Origin of the sequence: Micromonospora reichwaldensis, from assembly GCF_031845925.1 — a bacterium.
Lineage (GTDB): Bacteria > Actinomycetota > Actinomycetes > Mycobacteriales > Micromonosporaceae > Micromonospora > Micromonospora reichwaldensis.
Genome location: NZ_JAVRFL010000005.1, coordinates 213505 through 232306 on the forward strand (window position 1 = coordinate 213505; position 18802 = coordinate 232306).

The window sequence follows — 18802 nt, forward strand, 5'->3', positions numbered from 1 at the left end:
ATGTCGTCGTCTGTACTGCTAGCTAGTGGGTGGGGTCGGGAGCCGGCGAGCCGGCCCCCGACCGCTCACCTCAGACCTCTTCGACCGAGCTCGGCTCGCGCCGGGACAGGTCGATGCCCAGCTCCTCCGCGGCGCGGAACACCTCGTCGTCGGTCTCGCGCATCTCCAGGGCCACGCCGTCGCTGGACAGCACCTCGACGTTGAGGCACAGCGACTGCAGCTCCTTGAGCAGCACCTTGAACGACTCGGGGATGCCCGGCTCCGGGATGTTCTCGCCCTTGACGATCGCCTCGTAGACCTTGACCCGGCCGAGGACGTCGTCGGACTTGATCGTCAACAGCTCCTGCAGGGCGTACGCGGCGCCGTACGCCTGCATCGCCCAGCACTCCATCTCGCCGAAGCGCTGGCCACCGAACTGCGCCTTACCACCCAGCGGCTGCTGCGTGATCATCGAGTACGGACCGGTCGACCGGGCGTGGATCTTGTCGTCGACCAGGTGGTTGAGCTTCAGGATGTAGATGTAGCCGACCGCGATCGGGTCCGGCAGCGGCTCGCCGGAGCGACCGTCGAACAGCTGCGCCTTGCCGGTGGAACCGATCAGCTGCTTGCCGTCCCGGTTGGGCAGGGTCGACGCCAGCAGGCCGGAGATCTCCTCCTCGCGGGCACCGTCGAAGACCGGCGTGGCCACGTTGGTGTCCGGCTCCGACTCGTGCGCCTCGATGGAGCGCAGCTGGCGCTTCCACTCGGCGTCGTCGCCGTCGACGCTCCAGCCCGTCTTCGCCACCCAGCCGAGGTGCGTCTCCAGCACCTGGCCGATGTTCATCCGGGACGGCACACCCAACGGGTTGAGCACGATGTCGACGGGCGTGCCGTCCTCCAGGAACGGCATGTCCTCGATCGGCAGGATCTTGGAGATGACGCCCTTGTTGCCGTGCCGGCCGGCGAGCTTGTCGCCGTCCTGGATCTTCCGCTTCTGGGCGACGTAGACCCGGACCAGCTCGTTGACGCCCGGCGGCAGCTCGTCGCCGTCCTCGCGGGAGAAGGTACGCACGCCGATGACCGTGCCGGTCTCGCCGTGCGGCACCTTCAGCGAGGTGTCCCGGACCTCGCGCGCCTTCTCACCGAAGATCGCGCGGAGCAGCCGCTCCTCCGGGGTCAGCTCGGTCTCGCCCTTGGGCGTGACCTTGCCGACCAGGATGTCGCCGGGGACGACCTCGGCGCCGATCCGGATGATGCCGCGCTCGTCGAGGTCGGCGAGCATCTCCTCGCTGACGTTCGGGATGTCGCGGGTGATCTCCTCCGGGCCCAGCTTGGTGTCCCGGGCGTCGACCTCGTGCTCCTCGATGTGGATCGAGGTGAGCACGTCCTGCTGCACGAGGCGCTGCGACAGGATGATCGCGTCCTCGTAGTTGTGGCCCTCCCAGCACATGAACGCCACGAGCAGGTTGCGCCCGAGCGCCATCTCGCCCTCGTCGGTGCACGGACCGTCGGCGATGACCTGGCCGGCCTCGACGCGGTCGCCCTCGAAGACGACCGGCTTCTGGTTCACGCAGGAGCCGGCGTTGGAGCGGCGGAACTTGTGCAGCAGGTACGTGCGGCGGTGGCCGTCGTCCTGGTGGATGGTGATGTAGTCGGCGCAGAGGTCCTCGATGACACCGCCGACCTCGGCGACGACCACGTCACCGGCGTCGACCGCGGCACGGTATTCCATGCCGGTGCCGACGAGCGGGGACTCGGCCTTGACCAGCGGCACCGCCTGGCGCTGCATGTTCGCGCCCATCAGCGCCCGGTTGGCGTCGTCGTGCTCGAGGAACGGGATCATCGCGGTGGCGACCGAGGTCATCTGCCGCGGCGACACGTCCATGTAGTCGACGGCGCTCGGCACCACGTCCTCGGTCTCGCCGCCCTTACGGCGGCACAGGACCCGGTCCTCGGCGAACGTGCCGTCGGCCTTCAGCGGCGCGTTGGCCTGCGCCTTGACGAACCGGTCCTCCTCGTCCGCGGTCAGGTAGTCGATCTGGTCGGTGACCCGACCGTCGACGACCTTCCGGTACGGCGTCTCGATGAAGCCGAACGGGTTGACCCGGGCGAAGGTGGACAGCGCGCCGATCAGGCCGATGTTCGGGCCTTCCGGCGTCTCGATCGGGCACATCCGGCCGTAGTGGGACGGGTGCACGTCGCGGACCTCGAAGCCGGCCCGCTCCCGGGACAGACCACCCGGGCCGAGCGCGCTCAGCCGGCGCCGGTGGGTCAGGCCCGCCAGCGGGTTGGTCTGGTCCATGAACTGGGACAGCTGCGACGTGCCGAAGAACTCCTTGATCGCCGCCACCACGGGACGGATGTTGATCAGGGTCTGCGGCGTGATCGCCTCGACGTCCTGGGTGGTCATCCGCTCGCGGACGACGCGCTCCATCCGGGACAGACCGACCCGGACCTGGTTCTGGATCAGCTCACCCACGGTACGCAGGCGCCGGTTGCCGAAGTGGTCGATGTCGTCGGCCTCGTAGCCGTCCTCACCGGCGTGCAGCCGGCAGAGGTACTCCACGGTGGCGACGATGTCGTCCTCGGTCAGGGTGCCGGTCGTGATCGGCACCTCCAGCTCGAGCTTCTTGTTGAACTTGTAACGACCGACCTTGGCGACGTCGTACCGCTTCGGGTTGAAGAAGAGGTTGTCGAGCAGGGTCTGGGCGTTCTCGCGGGTCGGCGGCTCGCCAGGGCGGAGCTTCCGGTAGATGTCGAGCAACGCCTCGTCCGCGCCGGCGATGTGGTCCTTCTCGAGCGTGGTCATCATCAGCTCGGACCAGCCGAACCGCTCGCGGATGCGCTCGGCCGACCAACCGACGGCCTTGAGCAGGACGGTGACGGCCTGCCGGCGCTTGCGGTCGATGCGGACGCCGACCGTGTCGCGCTTGTCGATGTCGAACTCCAGCCAGGCGCCCCGGCTGGGAATGACCTTGACGCTGGTGAGGTCGCGGTCGGAGGTCTTGTCCGGCTGCTTGTCGAAGTAGACGCCCGGGGACCGGACGAGCTGGCTGACCACGACGCGCTCGGTGCCGTTGATGATGAAGGTGCCCTTCGGCGTCATCATCGGGAAGTCACCCATGAACACCGTCTGGCTCTTGATCTCGCCGGTGGTGTTGTTGGTGAACTCCGCGGTCACGAAGAGCGGGGCGCAGTAGGTCAGGTCCTTCTCCTTGCACTCCTCGATCGAGGCCTTGACCTCGTCGAAGCGCGGAGCCGAGAAGGAGAGCGACATGGTGCCGGAGAAGTCCTCAATGGGACTGATCTCGTCGAGGATCTCCGCGAGACCCGAGCGTGCGTGCGGGTCGTCCGCCGACCGGCCCTGCCAAGCCTCGTTGCCGACGAGCCAGTCGAAGGACTCGTTCTGGATGGCGAGGAGGTTGGGGACCTCGAGGTGTTCGGTGATCCTGCCGAATGAAACTCGGCGGGGAGCGAATGCGCTCGACGTACGACTGGTCTTCGCAGGGCGGGAAGCTGCCAAGATGCGTCCTTCCGAGGACCGGTGCTGCAGAACGGCTGGTACGCGTGCACTCCAATGACCCCACCAGAAATATCCGTAAACGGACATTTCCGAGCAGGGGTCAAGTCGGAAGGCAGCGCAAACTAGCAGTGTAGCCGAGAGGCTAACCGCTGTCCAGCCCAACCCGCAGGTCGTCGCGGAACGTGCCTCGGGACCCCTGAACCGGGGTCGAACCGGGCCGCTCGGAACGCGACGTTCCTGCCGGGCCGCTCAGGTGCCGCGGGCGATGGTGTCGCCGCTGCCATTACCCAAGTGGTGGCCGTTGCAAGCGCGGAAGGTCTTGCTGTGTCAGCGTGCCTGTCAGCCCGGGGCCGCGTCAAGGCCCGGCATCCGGGTCGCCGCTTCTTTCCCACCGACGGGCTACCCCCGGGCGCCGGTCGCCGACCGTCGCGACGCGTTGACGCCCTGCTCACCGCCCCTGTCGCCGGATCCACCACGAAGGCGGGCGGCGATCCAGTGTCGGATCACCGCCCGCCGTGACGCGGTGTGCCCCGGCTCACCGAGCCGGACACGCGCCTGGTGGTACGTCAGGTCACTTGAGGGTGACCTTGGCGCCCTCGCCCTCGAGCTTGGTCTTCGCCTTCTCGGCGGTCTCCTTGTTGGCCTTCTCCAGGACGGCCTTCGGAGCGGCCTCGACCAGGTCCTTGGCCTCCTTGAGGCCCAGGCCGGTCAGCTCGCGCACGACCTTGATGACCTGGATCTTCTTGCCGCCGTCAGCCTCGAGGATGACGTCGAACTCGTCCTTCTCCTCCTCGACCGGAGCGGCGGCGGCCGGGCCGGCCGGGCCGGCGACGGCGACCGGAGCGGCCGCGGTGACCTCGAAGGTCTCCTCGAACTGCTTCACGAACTCGGAGAGCTCGATCAGCGTCATCTCCTTGAACGCGCCGAGCAGCTCGTCGGTGCTGAGCTTCGCCATGTCTGGCGTCCTTTCCTGAATCTGTTAGGTAAGAACTGGGTGCGCCGCGGGGCCTCAGGCCGCCTCGGCGCCCTCCTTCTCGCGCTTGTCCTGCAGGGCGGCCGCCAGACGGGCGGTCTTCGACAGCGGGGCCTGGAACAGGGCCGCGGCCTTGCTCAGGTTGCCCTTCATCGCGCCGGCCAGCTTGGCCAGCAGCACCTCACGGGACTCCAGGTCGGCGAGCTTCGTGACCTCGGCCGCGGTAATGGCCTTGCCCTCGAAGACACCGCCCTTGATGACGAGCTTCGGGTTGGCCTTCGCGAAGTCGCGAAGCCCCTTCGCCGCCTCGACGACGTCGCCCGAAACGAAAGTCAGCGCGGTAGGACCGGAGAACATCTCGTCGAGGCCGGAGATACCAGCGTCGGTCGCGGCACGCTTCGCGAGCGTGTTCTTCGCGACGGTGTAGCTGGTCTCCTTGCCGAGCGAGCGCCGCAGCTGGGTGAGCTGGGAAACCGTCAGACCGCGGTACTCGGTCAGCACCGTGGCACCCGCGTTGCGGAAGCTCTCGGTCAGCTCAGCGACGGCCGTGGCCTTGTCGGCCCGGATCGGCTTGTCCGCCATGTCCCTCCTCTCTCGTTACTCGAGGCCGGTCACCGTCGTCGGCCGGAGCTTTCGACGGGGGCGCAGGTGCCACGACAACGAGAAAGGCCCCGGCGCAGGGCGCACGGGGCGAGGGCCGGCACACGGACACGGTCGGCGGACCATGCTCAGCACCGATTTTCGCTTACCGCCCTGCGCGGGTCGCCCGTAGTCGCGGGACCTTCGACCGTGCCGGGGCACGGTGACCAGCGGTCTCTGGGTGGAACTTCGCGGCCAAGGTTACGCGAGGAGCCCCGCGACCACCAAATCGCCCCCCGGTGGGCCAGGTCACTCCCCCGCACCCCGAGGGGCCGACGGTCAGGGCCGGTGGCGCCGCCGCCACAGGTACGCCGTTGCGGCCGCCGCGCTCCAGGCCACGGCCCAGGCGGTGAGCAGGCCCACCGTCGGCGCGGCCAGGCCGTCGGCGGCGGCTCGTGCGGTGGCCATCACCGGTGGCGCCAGCCAGGGCGCCACCGAGCCGCTCAGGCCGAGGGCGACCGTGCCGACCCCGCCGAGCGCGAGCACCGCGACGCCGTAGCCGGCACTACCCGTGGAGGCGCGGCTGGCCAGCGCCCCGAGCGCCACCGCCGCGGGTACGGCCAGCAGGTGCGCCCACAGCCCGACGGCGATCCCCACCGGCACCGACCGGTCGCCCGGCCCCTCCGGACCGGCGACCCCGCCCACCAGCCACGGGAAGACCAGCGCGACGGCCACCGTGCCGAGCCCGGCCACGCCGGCCGCCAGCAGCCCGGCCAGTCGCTCCCGGCGCACCCCGACGAGCGCCTGCGCCAGCCGGCGCTGCACGTCCGGCTCGACGTCCAGCAGCACCTTGGTCTGCCAGGCGAGCACCGGGAAGAGCACCACCGCCGAGACGCCGTAGGCCTCCCCCGGCTGCGCCCGGCCGCCGCCGTAGAGGACGCCGAGAGCCACCAGGCCGGCCAGCAGGGGGGCCAGCGCCCGTCCCGTACGCAGGAAGCCCGCCAGACGCAGCCGGAGCAGTGCGGTCACCGCGGCCCCCCGGTGGTCCCGCCCGTGGCCTCTGGCGCCCGGGCGACGGGCGGCGTGGCGGGGTCCACGGTCACCGTCGGCGGCCCCTCGGCGCCGTCCCGGGCGACCACGCCGGGTCGGGCGGGCCGGCGTACGCGAAGGATCCGGTGCCCCTCGGCGCGCAGCCGGGCGACGGTGCCGTCGACCCGCGCCGCCGGGACCCCGACCTCGACCACCGCCAGCGCCGCCTCCGCCGACGGGGCGGCCTCGGTGACCGTGCCGTCCGCCACCGTCCACCGGCGGGCACCCGGCAGCCGGGCGATCTCGCCCCGGTGGTCGCTGACCAGCACCGAACCGCCCGCCGCCGCCACCTCGTCGATCACCTCGGGCACGAGGTCCCGGGTCGCGGCGTCGAGGCCCTCCCACGGCTCGTCGAGCACCAGCAGACCGGGCGGACGCAGCATCGCCTGGGCCAGGCCGACCTTCTGGGCGGTGCCCTTGGACAGCTCCGGCAGGCGGACCCGGCGGAACCCGGACAGGCCCAGCCGGGAGGTCCAGTGGTCGACCGCGTGGCCGGCGGCCGCCGGGTCGAGGCCGGCGACACGTCCCATGGCGGTCAGGTAGTGCTCGACGGTGAAGGGCTGGTCGGCCGGGAAGCGCTCCGGGACCCACCCGACGTGCCGGGGTCGACCGGTGACCCGCCCCCGACTCGGCCGCAGCACCCCGGCCGCCACCTGGAGCAGGGTCGACTTGCCCACGCCGTTGCGGCCGAGGACGACCACGACCTCACCGGGGCCGATCCGCACCGCGGCTTCCCGCAGCACCCACGGGCCCCGTCGCCGGTAGCGCAGCCAGACGTTCTCCAGGCGCACCGGCCGAGCATGCCACAACCGACACGGAACGGGGCGCCGCCACGATGTGGCGACGCCCCGTCACGGGTACGGGTGCTCAGGCCTCGGCCGGAGCCTCCTGCAGGTTCTTCACCACGTTGGGGTCGACCGGGACGCCCGGGCCCATGGTGGTGGTGAGGGTGACCTTCTTGAGGTACTTGCCCTTCGCGGCGGACGGCTTGGCCCGCAGGACCTCGTCGAGGACCGCCGCGTAGTTGTCGATCAGCTGGGTCTCGGAGAACGAGGCCTTGCCGATGATCAGGTGCAGGTTGGAGTGCTTGTCCACCCGGAAGGTGATCTTACCGCCCTTGATGTCCGAGACGGCCTTGGTGACGTCCATGGTCACCGTGCCGGTCTTCGGGTTCGGCATGAGACCGCGCGGGCCCAGGATCCGCGCGATCCGGCCGATCTTGGCCATCTGGTCCGGCGTGGCGATCGCCGCGTCGAAGTCGAGCCAACCGCCCTGGATCCGGGCGACCAGCTCGTCGGTGCCCACCTCGTCCGCACCGGCGGCGACGGCCTCCTCGGCCTTCGCACCGGCGGCGAAGACGATCACGCGGGCGGTCTTACCGGTGCCGTGCGGCAGGTTGACCACGCCACGGACCATCTGGTCCGCCTTGCGGGGGTCGACGCCGAGGCGCATGGCGACCTCGACCGTGGCGTCGAACTTGGCGGAGGTGGTGTCCTTGGCCAGCTTCACGGCCTCGGCGGGGGTGTAGAGCTTCGACCGGTCGATGACCTCGGCGGCCTTGCGGTAGCTCTTGCTGCGCTGCATTTTCTACGTACTCCTGTGGTCTATGGCGGGCCGCGACTTCCGCGCGCCCTCCCACGAACTGATCGGGTGAGTGCTGACCAGCGTCAGTCGTTGACGACGATGCCCATCGACCGGGCGGTGCCGGCGATGATCTTCGCAGCCTGGTCGATGTCGTTGGCGTTGAGGTCGACCATCTTCTTCTCGGCGATCTCACGCACCTGGGCCTGCGACACCGAGCCGACCTTGTCCTTCTGCGGGACGCCCGAGCCCTTCTCCACCCCGGCGGCCTTGAGCAGCAGCCGGGCGGCGGGCGGGGTCTTCAGGACGAAGGTGAAGCTGCGGTCCTCGTAGACGCTGATCTCGGCGGGGACGATGTCGCCCCGCTGGGACTCGGTCTGCGCGTTGTAGGACTTGCAGAACTCCATGATGTTCACGCCGTGCTGGCCGAGCGCGGGGCCGACCGGCGGCGCCGGCGTGGCCTGGCCCGCCTTCAGCTGAAGCGTGAAAGTCTTGACGAGCTTCTTCTTCGGAGGCATGTCTCTTCCTGGGGCTTGGAACTGGGAAAGGTGCCGGCCGCAGGCGCGCACGGTCAGCGCGATGCGACAGCGGCGACGTTCTAGAGTAGCGCAGCGTCCCACCGCCGCCTGCGCCGAGGTCGGGCGGGGCGCGGAACAGGTACGCCGGCGGCGGGCCGCTGCCCACCGCCGGCGCTCCCGACGTCAGATCTTGGCGACCTGGTTGAAGTTCAGCTCCACCGGCGTCTCGCGACCGAAGATCGACACCAGCACCTTGAGCTTCTGCTGGTCGGCGTTGATCTCGCTGATCGTCGCCGGCAGCGAGGCGAAGGCGCCGTCGGTGACGGTGACCGAGTCGCCGACCTCGAAGTCGAGGACCTTGATCTCGGGCTTGGCCTTCTTCTGCTCGGTCTCGACGGCCGGTGCCAGCCACTTCAGCACCTCGTCGAGGGAGAGCGGGGCCGGGCGGTCGGCCCGGTCCGTCGCGCCCACGAAGCCGGTGACACCCGGCGTGTTGCGCACGCAGGAGTAGGACTCGGCGGTCAGCTCCATCCGGACCAGGATGTAGCCCGGGAAGACCTTGGCCTGGATCTGCGACCGCTTCCCGTTCTTGACCTCCACCTCTTCCCGGGTCGGCACCTCGACCTGGTAGATGTAGTCCTCCATGTCGAGGCTCGTGATCCGGGTCTCGAGGTTGGTCTTGACCTTGTTCTCGTAGCCGGCGTACGAGTGCACCACGTACCAGTCGCCCGGCGCGTAGCGCAGCTTCTGCCGCAGCTCGGCGACCGGGTCGTAGTCCTCGTCCGGCGCGGGCTCGGTGGTGGGGAACTCCGGCTCGCTGGCGGCCTCGACCGACTCGTCACCAGCCGCCGTCGCCACCGTGGACTGCTCGTCCGTGGTCTCGGCGGTCTCGTCGTACTCAGGCACGCTCGCTCACTTCCGTCACTATCGGCTCAGTCGGCCGGTCAGCTGGGGTTGCCGAAGACCCACAGCACGCCCTTCGCGAAGGCGAAGTCAAGGCCGGCCACGATCGTCAGCATCACCGCGACGAAGGCGACCACCACGGCCGTGTAGGTCAGCAGCTCCTTGCGGGTCGGCCAGATGACCTTACGCAGTTCCGCCACGACCTCGCGGATGAATCGGGCGATACGGCCGAACAGACCGACCCGGTCGGTTTCCGCCTTGGTCTTCGGCTTGCTGTCCGCCGAATCCGCCTTCGCCCGCGAGCGCGTCGCGGTGCCGCCCCGGGATACCGGTTCCTCGGCGTCGGTGGCGTCGTCGTCGGCCACGTCGTCGACGACCTCGTCGTGCAGACGATCGTCGCCGGCGTCCTCGCCGCGCCGCTTCTTGTCGGCCACTTCGCCCTCCGTCGCGGGATGTCGGGGTCGCACGCTGTCGGGCGTGCGCGGCGTTTGGTCACGCCGGCCGGACCAACCGTCCCGCGACGGGCCGCGGCCGGCGGATCAGCCGGGAGGGCCCGAATGCCTCGGAGCCACCCCGCCGATGCCACCACCACGGGCCGGACGCCGCCGTACGGCGGCGCGACCCACGGGAACGGTCAGGCCTGAGGCGCAGGGGTGACAGGACTTGAACCTGCAGCCTGCGGTTTTGGAGACCGCTGCTCTGCCAATTGAGCTACACCCCTGTGCGGCAATGCTCGCCCCGCCCGGTCATGCACGACCGTGCAGGGGTTACTTGCCCCACGGCGGACCAGTGTACGGGTAGCGGCACCACTTTCCCAACCGGTCTGCCCCTCGCGCGTCGGAAGCCTGGTCAGCGGGCTGTCCGGACGGTCGCGCGAGCCTGCGAGAGCACCTTCTCCCCCCGGCAGACGGCGGTCACGTCGAGCCTGGTCAGGCCGTCCTCGGTGACCTCCCGGACGACGGCCGTCACCTCGATCTCGGTGCCCTCGTCGTCGTCCGGGACGACCACCGGGCGGGTGAAGCGGACGTTGTAGTCGACGATCGCGTCGGGTGCCCCGGCCCACTCCGCCACCGCGCGGCCTACCAGCGCCATGGTGAACATGCCGTGGGCGATCACACCGGGCAGACCCACCTTCGTGGCGGTCCGGTCGTTCCAGTGGATCGGGTTGAAGTCCCCCGAGGCGCCGGCGTAGCGGACCAGGTCCGCGCGCGTCACCCGGAACGTCCTGGCTGGCAGCTCCATCTCAGCCCTCCCCGCGTACGACGAGCTTCGACCAGACGGTCACGACCGGTTCGCCGGCCGGGGTGGCGACCTCGGTGCGGGTGGTCAGGAAGCCGTGCCCGCCACGGCTGCTGACGTCGTCGATGACGCTGACGCAGACCAGCTCGTCCCCCGCCACCACCGGCCGGGTGTAGGCGAAGCGCTGGTCGCCGTGGACGACGCGGCTGTAGTCGACGCCGAGGGCCGGGTCGTCGATGATCTGCTGGTTGGCCGCCATCGTGAGCACGATGGGGAAGGTCGGCGGGGCGACCACGTCCGGGTGGCCGAGCGCGCGGGCGGCCTCCGGGTCGTGGTGGGCCGGATCGGCGGCGCCGATCGCCGTCGCGAACTCGCGAATCTTTTCTCGGCCCACCTGGTAGGGGGCGGTCGGCGGATACGTCCGGCCGACGAAGGACGGGTCCAGGGACATGCCGCGAACCTACACGCAAACGCCGATCGCCGATCCGTACGGTCGGCGGCGGCCGGAGCCGCGCCGTCCCTACGGACCGGCGATCGGGAAGTGCCTGAGGACCGGGCCGGCGGCGCCGGCCGTGGGTCAGCGGGTCTCGCGGTGGACCGTGTGCTTGCCGTCCCGCGGGCAGAACTTCTTCAGCTCGATGCGGTCGGGGTCGTTACGACGGTTCTTGCGCGTGATGTAGTTGCGCTCCTTGCACTCCACACACGCCAAAGTGATCTTCGGCCGGACATCGGTCGCCTTCGCCACGGCGGAGTGCCTTCCTCGCTACGGGTAACAACTACGGCGCATCAGCCTACGCGCTGACGGCGCGGACATGCAAAGTGGGCGCCAGTGGCGCCCATCCCACCGACCGCCGGGAGCTGGCCCGGTGGACGAGAGTAGCGGTGGCCGGACTTGAACCGGCGACACAGCGATTATGAGCCGCTTGCTCTACCATCTGAGCTACACCGCCGTGGCGGGTCCAGCCGGACCCTCTGAGCCCCCTTACGGAATCGAACCGTAGACCTTCTCCTTACCATGGAGACGCTCTGCCGACTGAGCTAAGGGGGCCTGCGCGATCTCCCCGGGGGGTGACGCGCAGGGGATACATTACACGGCCGTGCGGCGGAGATGAAATCGGATCCCCCACCGGGGCGTTTCCACAGGTCAGGGCACGGCCCGCAGCCGGGGAAGCTCCCCCGGGGAGATCGTCTCCGGGTCCACCTGGGCACCGAACCAGGCTTCCAGCCGCTCGTACGGCAACGGGCGGCTGAACAGGAAGCCCTGGCCGATCTCGCAGCCGATGTCCTGGAGCAGCTCCAGGGTCAGCTCGCTCTCCACACCCTCGGCGACCACGGCCAGGCCGAACTGCTGGGAGAGCGTGACCACCGCGTTGACGATCGCCAGGTCGCCCGGGTCCGTCGCCATGCCCTGCACGAAGGAGCGGTCGACCTTCACCTCGTGCACCGGCAGGCGGCGTAGGTGGGCCAGGGACGAGTCGCCGGTGCCGAAGTCGTCCACCGACAGCCGTACGCCGAGGTCCCGCAGTCGCCGCAGGGTCGGGATGGGCCGGTCGGTGCCGTCCAGCACCCCGGCTTCCTTGATCTCCAGCGTGAGCAGCTGCGGCGGCACGCCGTACTCGTCGAGCAGCTCCTTGACGCGGGCCGGGAAGTGCTGGTCGGTGAGCGTACGCGCGGAGAGGTTGACCGCGACGGCGAGCGGCTGGCCGGCATGCGTCCAGTCCCGGCTGCGCCGCAGCCCCTCGCGGAGCACGGACTCGGTGAGCCGGCCGAGCTGGCCGGTGTGCTCGGCCACCGCGACGAAGTCCTCCGGGGCGACCGTGCCGTGCGCCGGGTGCTCCCAGCGGGCCAGGCACTCCACGCCGACCAGCCGGCGGTCGCGCAGCGTCACCTTGGGCTGGAAGTAGACCTCCAGCTCGTCGGCGTCCAGCGCGCGCCGCAGGTCGCCGGCGAGGCCGAGCCGCCGCAGCGACCGCGACTCCAGCGTCGGGCTGAACAGCTGCACGCTGCCCGGCACGGACTTGGCCGCCGTCGCCGCCAGATCCACCCGTTGCAGCAGGGCGACGGCGTCGCTGCCGTGGTCGGGGTACACGGCGACACCGACCGCCGTGTCCACGTCGAGGGTGAGCGTGTCGAAGACCATCTCGTCGCGGATCTGCTCGCGCAGCTGCGCGGCCAGCTCCATCGCCGCCTCGGCACTCTCCAGGCGCAGCGTCACCAGGAACTCGTCCCCGCCGGCCCGCCCGACCAGGGCCGACGAGGGTACGCAGGAGCGTAGCCGGTTGGCGACCTCCACCAGGACCTTGTCGCCGGCGGCGTGCCCGAGCGACTCGTTGACCTGGCGCAGCCGGTCGACGTCGAACAGCAGCAGGGCCACCACCTCGCCGGGCGCCCGGATCTTGACGGCCTCCTCCAGCGCGCCCGTGATCCGTCGCCGGTTCGGCAGCCTGGTCAGCGTGTCGTGGCTGGCGTCGTGCCGGAGCCGGTCGACCAGCCGCGAATTCTCCAACGCCACCGCCGCGTGCGCCGCCACCGTCTCGAAGAGCGGCACGTCGGTGCGGACGAAGTAGTTGCTGTCCCCCAGCCGGTTGGCCACCTCCAGCGTCCCGATGACCGCCTGGCCGGACCGCAGTGGAAGGACGATCACGTCCTTGACCCGGTGCGTCGAGAGGGGGGCGCGCAGGTCGCCGTCGGTCGTCAGTCCCCGACCGACGGCCACGGTGCGGCCCTCGTCGCGGGCCCGTTCCCGCAGGGCGGCCGGGGTCTTGGCGAAGTCGAGCAGACCGGGGGCGTCGTTGCGCGCGGTCAGCAGCACCTCGGGGTGCCGGCCCTGGGCGGGCAGCCAGAGCGTCGCGTACTCCGCCTGCATGAGCGCCCGTACGCGGCCCAGGAGGGCATCGGGCAGCGTGCCGTACTCACCGCTCTCGCTGACGGCGCGGCTCAGCTCGTACATGTCGGTGAGGGTGCGGTGCTGCCGGAAGAACTGCGCGTACGCCCGGTAGACGAAGGCCAGCGCGACGAGGAGCGCCCCCAGCAGCAGCAACGACCACCAGGTGGCTGCGATGAGGATGAGGACGATGATGCCGATGGCAATATTGATCATCGCTGCCAGGAGCCCCGGCATCGACTGCCGGAACGCGCCCCGGCCCGCCTGCCAGCCCTGCAACAGTGTGTGCACGCCGGCGACCGAGGCCATGCTCAGCAGGTTCACCATGCTGGCCGCAAAGAACAGCTTGAGCCAGGTGGCCGGGCCGACATCCTCGACGGGCGGCAGGGCCTGGAGCACGAGGACGGCCAGGGACGAACCCGCGGCCGCGCGGCCCACGTTGAACCAGAACTTCGTCGGGCCGAACCGGTGCCTGAGGTGCGACACGGCCGACGCGACCGTGTAGATCATGACAACCGTCAGCGGTTCGACGAGATAGAACGCCAGGACCAGTGGGATCTCGGTCAGCGTCACGCCGAGGGACTGCCGCCGAACGGTGAAGTTCAGTACCGGGATCCCGGCGGCCACCATGGCCACGAGAAGTGGCAGCGCGAGCGACCACCCGCCGAACGGCTGCGGCGCGACCAAGCCGACCGCCGTCGTGCAGACGATGGCGATCAGGGCCAACGGCCCGGTGATCAGCCACGCGTATTCAGTCGAGCGGGGGCCGGTGGGGCCACGACCCGCCATCCCGTGCCCCCTTACCGGCCCGCCGGTGTCACGTCATCGAGCGGTGGTCACTCAACGAGGCGCGGGCATGTTCCAGATGATGTCGGCGGTCTGGAGATCTCCGAATCCCTGGAGGTCACCGACCAGGACGCCGCTCGCGAGAACGGCGAGCGCGAAAAGCGAGCCAAGCAGCTGGCCGAGCTTTCGACGAGACATGGTTGCTCCTGCAGGGGAAGTGTCACGGGGATGGTGGAGGTTCCACGATCGTGCCACAAGGCAGGTACCCAGAAAAGCGGTGCGTGTACCGCCGGGCCGAGCGTCGGCGACGTTCCGCCGTTCGGCCCACGGGCCGCCCCGACCGAGCCCTGATCACGGGGGCTGAGTGGGCATCATGCACTTCGCACATTGCGGATTGCGACCTTCCGCGCAATTCGGGGAAGGTCCGGGAGTCCGGGCGTACCCACCTTCACCGTGGGTGACCCCCTGCCCGGGAGGAGGCCCGGCCGGACATCGACCACCATACTCGTTCTGCGCCAGCGCGCCAGGGCTGAGACGACGGACCGACAAAGCTCCGCCACGAACCCGGGTAGGAGCATTCAGGACGGCGGTCCCGTGGCTGCTATCTGCCGCAGGCTGGGCACCGCTCGCGCACCGGTACCGCCGGGGTGTCGGCCGTCGCGCCGGAACGTGCCCGGACTGCGAGCGCCCCGGTCAGAGCCGCCACGCCCGCGATGAGGACGGCGACGGCGGTTCCGGCGCCGACGCGGAAGTCCGCATGGCCGGCGCCGACCACGGGCGCGACGTTCTCGGTCAGGGGCCCCAGGGCGAGCAGTCCGACGGGGGTGAGCAGGACGAGAAGAGCCCAGATGCCCCGGGCGTCGCCGCGCAGGGACAGCACGGCCGCGGCGAGCATGGCGGCCAGCAGAAGGACCGCGCCGGTTTCCGGGAGGAACGCGCCCCCGTAGCTGAACCGGTAGAACCACGCGCCCTTCCCGGCCAGGACCCCGACTGCGACGAGAGCCGCCCCCAGTGCGACCGGCAAGGGTGCGAGGCGGTGGCGTAGCACCGTGTGGGAGGGGAGTGCCAGTGCCAGCACGCCCAGGGCCGCCTGAGGAAGCAGAACGAACAGGTACGGGCGGGGCAGCCCGAACAGGGCGGCGACGGGCACCACGGCGACGGTGGACATCAGCGCCAGTCCGATCGCGGCGCGGGCCCACCGGACCGGCCCGAGAACATGAACGACGGCGGCCAGCAGCCAGCAGGCCCAGACGACGATGCCCGTGGTGGCGAACGGCCCGAAGGCCGGCGAGCCCCACATACCCGGCGTGGTGACCACTTCGGCGGCGGCCCAGAAGCCAGCGAGAGCGGTCGCGGTGAGGTGGCTCAGAACAGCGGCGAGGCGTACGCCGGGTATGAGGTCGGCAGCGCCGGCGGCGCGCAGGCGTTCACGCCCGCCCCCGACCAGCACGTCCCCCACGTCGAGGATCGACGGCCAGCGGCGGTCGGGTGCGGCCAGGTCGAGATACGTGCCGACGATCTCGCCGCCCCGCGCCTGGCGGTACGCGGCGGGATACGCCCGCAGCAGTTGCCGGTAACGGCGTTCCAGGTCCCTCACGCCAGTCCTCCCAGGGCACGCGGGGTGACGGGCCGGGCGGCGGTACGGGCCGAGAAGGTCGGTTCCACCGGTGGTGTGTCCACGACTCGGAATGTATCGGCTACGAAGGCATTTGGCGGCGGAACCGCCACAGCCACGCATTGGAGCGTGCGGCCTGCACCCCTCGGACCGGCGCCGGGCGACAGGGAGCGCAGGGTCACCTGCTCCCGCCCTGGTCCCGTGGACAGCCGCAGCTCCTAGGGCCGTACAGTCCGGCGCCGCCGGGGAAGGCCGCAGTCCTCCCGTCGCAAATCCGCCGCTTCAAAGGAAGCAGGTGGGAAGGGAGCGAGCGGGGGTGTTCAGCCGTGTTGCTCGATGCTGACCAGCAGCTGCGTAACCCGAGTCCTGATGTCGTCGCGGACCTGGCGGACGATGTCGAGGGGTTGGCCGGCGGGGTCGGTGAGCTTCCAGTCTTCGTAGCGCTTGCCGGGGAAGACGGGGCAGGCGTCGCCGCAGCCCATGGTGATGATGACGTCGCTGGCTTCGGCCGTGTCCCAGGTGAGTTGGGCCGGCGTCTGGTCGACGATGTCGATGCCGACCTCCCGCATGGCGTCGACGGCGACGGGGTTGATCTGGTCGGCGGGTGCGCTGCCAGCGGAGCGGACCTCGATGGTGTCTCCGGCGAGGTGGCGCAGCCAGGCGGCGGCCATCTGGGAGCGGCCGGCGTTGTGGACGCAGACGAACAGGACGCTGGGTTTGTGGCTCATCGGTGATGTCCTTCCTGTCAGATGAAGATCGGGCTGCGGCGCTCGATGAGGGTGACGTCGCGCCAGGTTCCGTGGTGGCGGCCGACGCGTTCGCGGGTGCCGACGGTGCGGAAGCCGCAGGCGGTGTGCAGGGCGAGGCTGGCGGTGTTCTCGGGAAAGACGCCGGATTGGATGGTCCAGATGCCGGCCTGCTCGGTGGAGGCGATCAGGGCGTCGAGCAGGAGACGGCCGACTCCTTGGCCGCGGGCGTCGGGGTGGACGTAGACGGAGTGCTCGACCACCCCGGCGTAGACGCACCGGTCGGAGACGGCGGAGCAGGCGACCCAGCCGAGGATCCGGCCGGTGGGGTCGACGGCCACCCAGCGGTGACCGGGCAGCCGGCTGGCGGTGAACTGCTCCCAGGTGGGCGGCTCGGTCTCGAAGGTGGCGTTGCCGGTGGCGATGCCGAGCCGGTAGATGTCCAGCACGGCGTCGGCGTGCTGATCGCCCATGGCGGCGACGGTGATGCCGGTGGCGCCGGCGGGGGCGGTCATCGGTTCTCCCGGGCGAGGTGCGGCACGACGACGTTGTCGGCGGAGTCGGCGGCGTGGGGATACCAGGCGGCGAGGGCGGCGACGGCGACCAGGCCGCCGACGAGCTGGGCGGCGACGAAGCTGGGCACCGACGCCGGGGCGATGCCGGCGAAGGTGTCGGTGAACGCGCGACCGATGGTGACGGCGGGGTTGGCGAACGAGGTCGACGAGGTGAACCAGTAGGCCGCGCCGATGTAGGCGCCCACGGCGGCAGGGGCGGCGGAGGTGCGGCCGGTGTGGGCGAGGGCGAAGACCAGGACGACGAGACCGGCGGTGGCGACCACCTCGGCCAGCCACAGGTTCCCGCCGGTCCGCTCGGTACGCGACCAGGCCACGGCCGGCAGGTCGAACATCAGGCCAGCCAGCATCGCCCCCGTGATGGCTCCGCCGGTTTGGGCGGCGGCGTAGGCGGCGAGGTCTCGGGCGGTCAGGCCGGTGCCGGCGCGGCGGCCGAGCCACCAGTCGACGGCGGAGACGACCGGGTTGAAATGCGCCCCGGACACCGGCCCGAACATGAGGATCAGCGCGCCCAGGGCGAGGGCGGTGGCGATCGCGTTCTCCAGGAGTTGAAGCCCGACGTCGTTCGGAGAGAGCCGGGAGGCGGCGATCCCGGAGCCGACGACGGCGGCGACCAGCAGGGCCGTACCCGTGAACTCAGCCGATGCCCGGCGGGCCAGGGTGAGAGTCACGCGGTGGCCTGCGCGGACCCGGCGGGGAGGTCCAGCAGCGCGCCGAGCTGCCGAAATGCTTCCGGGCGGGCCCGGTACCACACCCAGGTGCCGCGACGGTCGGAGTCGACCAGGCCGGCCTCGCGCAACACCTTGAGATGGTGGGAGATGGTCGGCCCGGACAGGTCGAACGCCGGGGTCAGGTCGCAGACGCAGATCTCCGGCACGGAGGCGATCATCGACATCAGCCGCAGCCGGATCGGGTCGCCCAGCGCCTTGAACATCGGCGCGACCACCGCCGCCTGCTCGGCCTCCAAGGGGCGGACCGCGATCGGGGAGCAGCACGCCACGGCCTGGAGGTCCACCACCGGCAGCACTTGTTTCGACATGCCTCTAGGTTGACAGATCTCGAAACAGGGTGCAACGTAGGGCCTGCTTCGAAAAACATCTAGGCAAGGGCGAAGTGATGCTCAAGCTGTTCTCCCGTCGTCGCAACACCCGCGTTCGAGACGTGACGCTCTGCGAGCCGTGCGGGCAGGTCTGCACTGCGGACTGCCACGCCGACGCCCGTTACGAGCGCACCCGTACCACCGCTCTCACCAGCCACCACATCCGCTGAATCCGTCAGGAGGGGAACCATGTCCCGCGTCCAGCTCGCCCTGCGTGTATCCGACCTCGAAGGCTCCATCGCCTTCTACTCGAAGCTGTTCGACACCGAGCCGGCCAAACGACGCCCCGGCTACGCCAACTTCGCCATCGAGAACCCGCCGCTGAAGCTCGTGCTCCTGGAGGGCGAGGCCGACCAGCCCACCGTGATGGACCACCTGGGCGTCGAGGTGTTCAGCACCGACGAGGTCAACGCCGCCACCAGGCGCCTCACCGACTCCGGCCTGATCACCCTGGAGGAGAACAGCACCGAATGCTGCTACGCCCTCCAGGACAAGGTCTGGGTACGCGGCCCCGGCAACGAGCCCTGGGAGGTCTACACCGTCAAGGCCGACTCCGACCAACTGGACAAGGTCACCGAAAGCGCGTGCTGCACCCCCGCCACCGACAGGGAAACGGCCACCACCGGAGCCCAGGCAAACTGCTGCTGACCGCTGCGAATCCGCGCCCGCCCTCGAGTCAGAGGGTGGGCGCGATTGCGCCGGGCGGCCTCGGTCCG

Annotated in this window: 20 protein-coding genes, 3 tRNA genes and 1 pseudogene; 2 read left to right on the forward strand and 22 right to left on the reverse strand. The window is 70.4% G+C overall.

The window, feature by feature from the left end; genetic code table 11:
* Positions 1–70 precede the first annotated feature (70 nt).
* From rpoB to RM555_RS06345, 22 genes and pseudogenes are all read right to left on the reverse strand, one after another.
* Positions 71–3502, reverse strand: coding sequence for a DNA-directed RNA polymerase subunit beta (rpoB, locus tag RM555_RS06240; protein ID WP_132230898.1), 3432 nt, complete (start codon positions 3500–3502; stop codon positions 71–73).
* Positions 3503–4073: 571 nt separating this feature from the next.
* Complete coding sequence (gene rplL / locus RM555_RS06245) at positions 4074–4457, reverse strand: 50S ribosomal protein L7/L12 (protein ID WP_311410829.1); 384 nt, start codon at positions 4455–4457, stop codon at positions 4074–4076.
* 54 nt (positions 4458–4511) lie between these two features.
* On the reverse strand, positions 4512–5057 hold the full coding sequence (rplJ, locus tag RM555_RS06250; RefSeq protein ID WP_132230896.1) for a 50S ribosomal protein L10: 546 nt from the start codon (positions 5055–5057) through the stop codon (positions 4512–4514).
* Positions 5058–5393: 336 nt separating this feature from the next.
* Entirely contained in the window at positions 5394–6083 is a 690-nt protein-coding gene (locus RM555_RS06255) for a hypothetical protein (protein ID WP_311410830.1), read from the reverse strand.
* Positions 6080–6934 carry an ABC transporter ATP-binding protein gene (locus RM555_RS06260; protein WP_311410831.1) on the reverse strand — a complete coding sequence of 285 codons (855 nt, stop codon included), beginning with the start codon at positions 6932–6934 and terminating at the stop codon, positions 6080–6082. Before RM555_RS06260 ends, RM555_RS06255 begins: the two co-directional genes overlap by 4 nt.
* 76 nt (positions 6935–7010) lie before the next feature.
* Positions 7011–7727, reverse strand: coding sequence for a 50S ribosomal protein L1 (rplA, locus tag RM555_RS06265; protein ID WP_132230893.1), 717 nt, complete (start codon positions 7725–7727; stop codon positions 7011–7013).
* 83 nt (positions 7728–7810) lie between these two features.
* Positions 7811–8242 (reverse strand): 50S ribosomal protein L11, encoded by a 432-nt coding sequence (gene rplK, locus RM555_RS06270; RefSeq protein ID WP_132230892.1) that lies wholly within the window; start codon positions 8240–8242, stop codon positions 7811–7813.
* A gap of 183 nt (positions 8243–8425) precedes the next feature.
* A complete protein-coding gene (gene nusG, locus RM555_RS06275; RefSeq protein ID WP_088998338.1) occupies positions 8426–9148 on the reverse strand; it encodes a transcription termination/antitermination protein NusG in 723 nt (240 codons plus the stop codon).
* Positions 9149–9186: 38 nt separating this feature from the next.
* Entirely contained in the window at positions 9187–9579 is a 393-nt protein-coding gene (gene secE, locus RM555_RS06280; RefSeq protein ID WP_088998337.1) for a preprotein translocase subunit SecE, read from the reverse strand.
* Between the two features lie 214 nt (positions 9580–9793).
* A tRNA-Trp gene (locus tag RM555_RS06285) sits at positions 9794–9866 on the reverse strand.
* 128 nt (positions 9867–9994) lie between these two features.
* Complete coding sequence (locus RM555_RS06290) at positions 9995–10387, reverse strand: MaoC family dehydratase (protein WP_132230891.1); 393 nt, start codon at positions 10385–10387, stop codon at positions 9995–9997.
* Position 10388: 1 nt separating this feature from the next.
* Positions 10389–10835 carry a MaoC family dehydratase N-terminal domain-containing protein gene (locus tag RM555_RS06295; protein ID WP_121399901.1) on the reverse strand — a complete coding sequence of 149 codons (447 nt, stop codon included), beginning with the start codon at positions 10833–10835 and terminating at the stop codon, positions 10389–10391.
* 126 nt (positions 10836–10961) lie between these two features.
* Complete coding sequence (gene rpmG / locus RM555_RS06300; RefSeq protein WP_013288652.1) at positions 10962–11129, reverse strand: 50S ribosomal protein L33; 168 nt, start codon at positions 11127–11129, stop codon at positions 10962–10964.
* 132 nt (positions 11130–11261) lie between these two features.
* Positions 11262–11334, reverse strand: a tRNA-Met gene (locus RM555_RS06305).
* A gap of 25 nt (positions 11335–11359) precedes the next feature.
* Positions 11360–11432 (reverse strand) — tRNA-Thr (locus RM555_RS06310).
* A gap of 96 nt (positions 11433–11528) precedes the next feature.
* Positions 11529–14057 (reverse strand): putative bifunctional diguanylate cyclase/phosphodiesterase, encoded by a 2529-nt coding sequence (locus RM555_RS06315; protein ID WP_311410832.1) that lies wholly within the window; start codon positions 14055–14057, stop codon positions 11529–11531.
* Positions 14058–14108: 51 nt separating this feature from the next.
* Positions 14109–14252, reverse strand: coding sequence for a hypothetical protein (locus RM555_RS06320; protein WP_165947696.1), 144 nt, complete (start codon positions 14250–14252; stop codon positions 14109–14111).
* A 403-nt stretch (positions 14253–14655) separates the two neighbouring features.
* Entirely contained in the window at positions 14656–15651 is a 996-nt protein-coding gene (locus RM555_RS06325) for a hypothetical protein (RefSeq protein WP_311410833.1), read from the reverse strand.
* Positions 15652–15989: 338 nt separating this feature from the next.
* Positions 15990–16397, reverse strand: coding sequence for an arsenate reductase ArsC (locus RM555_RS06330; RefSeq protein ID WP_311410834.1), 408 nt, complete (start codon positions 16395–16397; stop codon positions 15990–15992).
* A 17-nt stretch (positions 16398–16414) separates the two neighbouring features.
* Positions 16415–16888 carry a GNAT family N-acetyltransferase gene (locus RM555_RS06335; RefSeq protein ID WP_311410873.1) on the reverse strand — a complete coding sequence of 158 codons (474 nt, stop codon included), beginning with the start codon at positions 16886–16888 and terminating at the stop codon, positions 16415–16417.
* Positions 16889–16950: 62 nt separating this feature from the next.
* Positions 16951–17658: pseudogene (locus tag RM555_RS06340) on the reverse strand (aquaporin); the annotation flags it as partial.
* Complete coding sequence (locus tag RM555_RS06345) at positions 17655–18026, reverse strand: ArsR/SmtB family transcription factor (protein ID WP_151453828.1); 372 nt, start codon at positions 18024–18026, stop codon at positions 17655–17657. The pseudogene RM555_RS06340 and the gene RM555_RS06345, both read right to left, overlap by 4 nt.
* Before the next feature lie 77 nt (positions 18027–18103).
* Here RM555_RS06345 and RM555_RS06350 point away from each other — a divergent pair, with 77 nt between their 5' ends.
* A complete protein-coding gene (locus tag RM555_RS06350) occupies positions 18104–18256 on the forward strand; it encodes a hypothetical protein (RefSeq protein ID WP_311410835.1) in 153 nt (50 codons plus the stop codon).
* A gap of 19 nt (positions 18257–18275) precedes the next feature.
* Entirely contained in the window at positions 18276–18734 is a 459-nt protein-coding gene (locus tag RM555_RS06355; protein WP_311410836.1) for an ArsI/CadI family heavy metal resistance metalloenzyme, read from the forward strand.
* Positions 18735–18802: the final 68 nt, after the last annotated feature.

What these genes read in the sequence shown, in the direction of transcription:
- rplL (WP_311410829.1), bottom strand. Translation starts at nt 4,457, where the DNA reads ATGGCGAAGCTCAGCACCGACGAGCTGCTCGGCGCGTTCAAGGAGATG.
- rplJ (WP_132230896.1), bottom strand. Translation starts at nt 5,057, where the DNA reads ATGGCGGACAAGCCGATCCGGGCCGACAAGGCCACGGCCGTCGCTGAG.
- rplA (WP_132230893.1), bottom strand. Translation starts at nt 7,727, where the DNA reads ATGCAGCGCAGCAAGAGCTACCGCAAGGCCGCCGAGGTCATCGACCGG.
- rplK (WP_132230892.1), bottom strand. Translation starts at nt 8,242, where the DNA reads ATGCCTCCGAAGAAGAAGCTCGTCAAGACTTTCACGCTTCAGCTGAAG.
- RM555_RS06290 (WP_132230891.1), bottom strand. Translation starts at nt 10,387, where the DNA reads ATGGAGCTGCCAGCCAGGACGTTCCGGGTGACGCGCGCGGACCTGGTC.
- RM555_RS06295 (WP_121399901.1), bottom strand. Translation starts at nt 10,835, where the DNA reads ATGTCCCTGGACCCGTCCTTCGTCGGCCGGACGTATCCGCCGACCGCC.
- RM555_RS06315 (WP_311410832.1), bottom strand. Translation starts at nt 14,057, where the DNA reads ATGGCGGGTCGTGGCCCCACCGGCCCCCGCTCGACTGAATACGCGTGG.
- RM555_RS06320 (WP_165947696.1), bottom strand. Translation starts at nt 14,252, where the DNA reads ATGTCTCGTCGAAAGCTCGGCCAGCTGCTTGGCTCGCTTTTCGCGCTC.
- RM555_RS06330 (WP_311410834.1), bottom strand. Translation starts at nt 16,397, where the DNA reads ATGAGCCACAAACCCAGCGTCCTGTTCGTCTGCGTCCACAACGCCGGC.
- RM555_RS06335 (WP_311410873.1), bottom strand. Translation starts at nt 16,888, where the DNA reads ATGGGCGATCAGCACGCCGACGCCGTGCTGGACATCTACCGGCTCGGC.
- RM555_RS06345 (WP_151453828.1), bottom strand. Translation starts at nt 18,026, where the DNA reads ATGTCGAAACAAGTGCTGCCGGTGGTGGACCTCCAGGCCGTGGCGTGC.
- RM555_RS06350 (WP_311410835.1), top strand. Translation starts at nt 18,104, where the DNA reads ATGCTCAAGCTGTTCTCCCGTCGTCGCAACACCCGCGTTCGAGACGTG.
- RM555_RS06355 (WP_311410836.1), top strand. Translation starts at nt 18,276, where the DNA reads ATGTCCCGCGTCCAGCTCGCCCTGCGTGTATCCGACCTCGAAGGCTCC.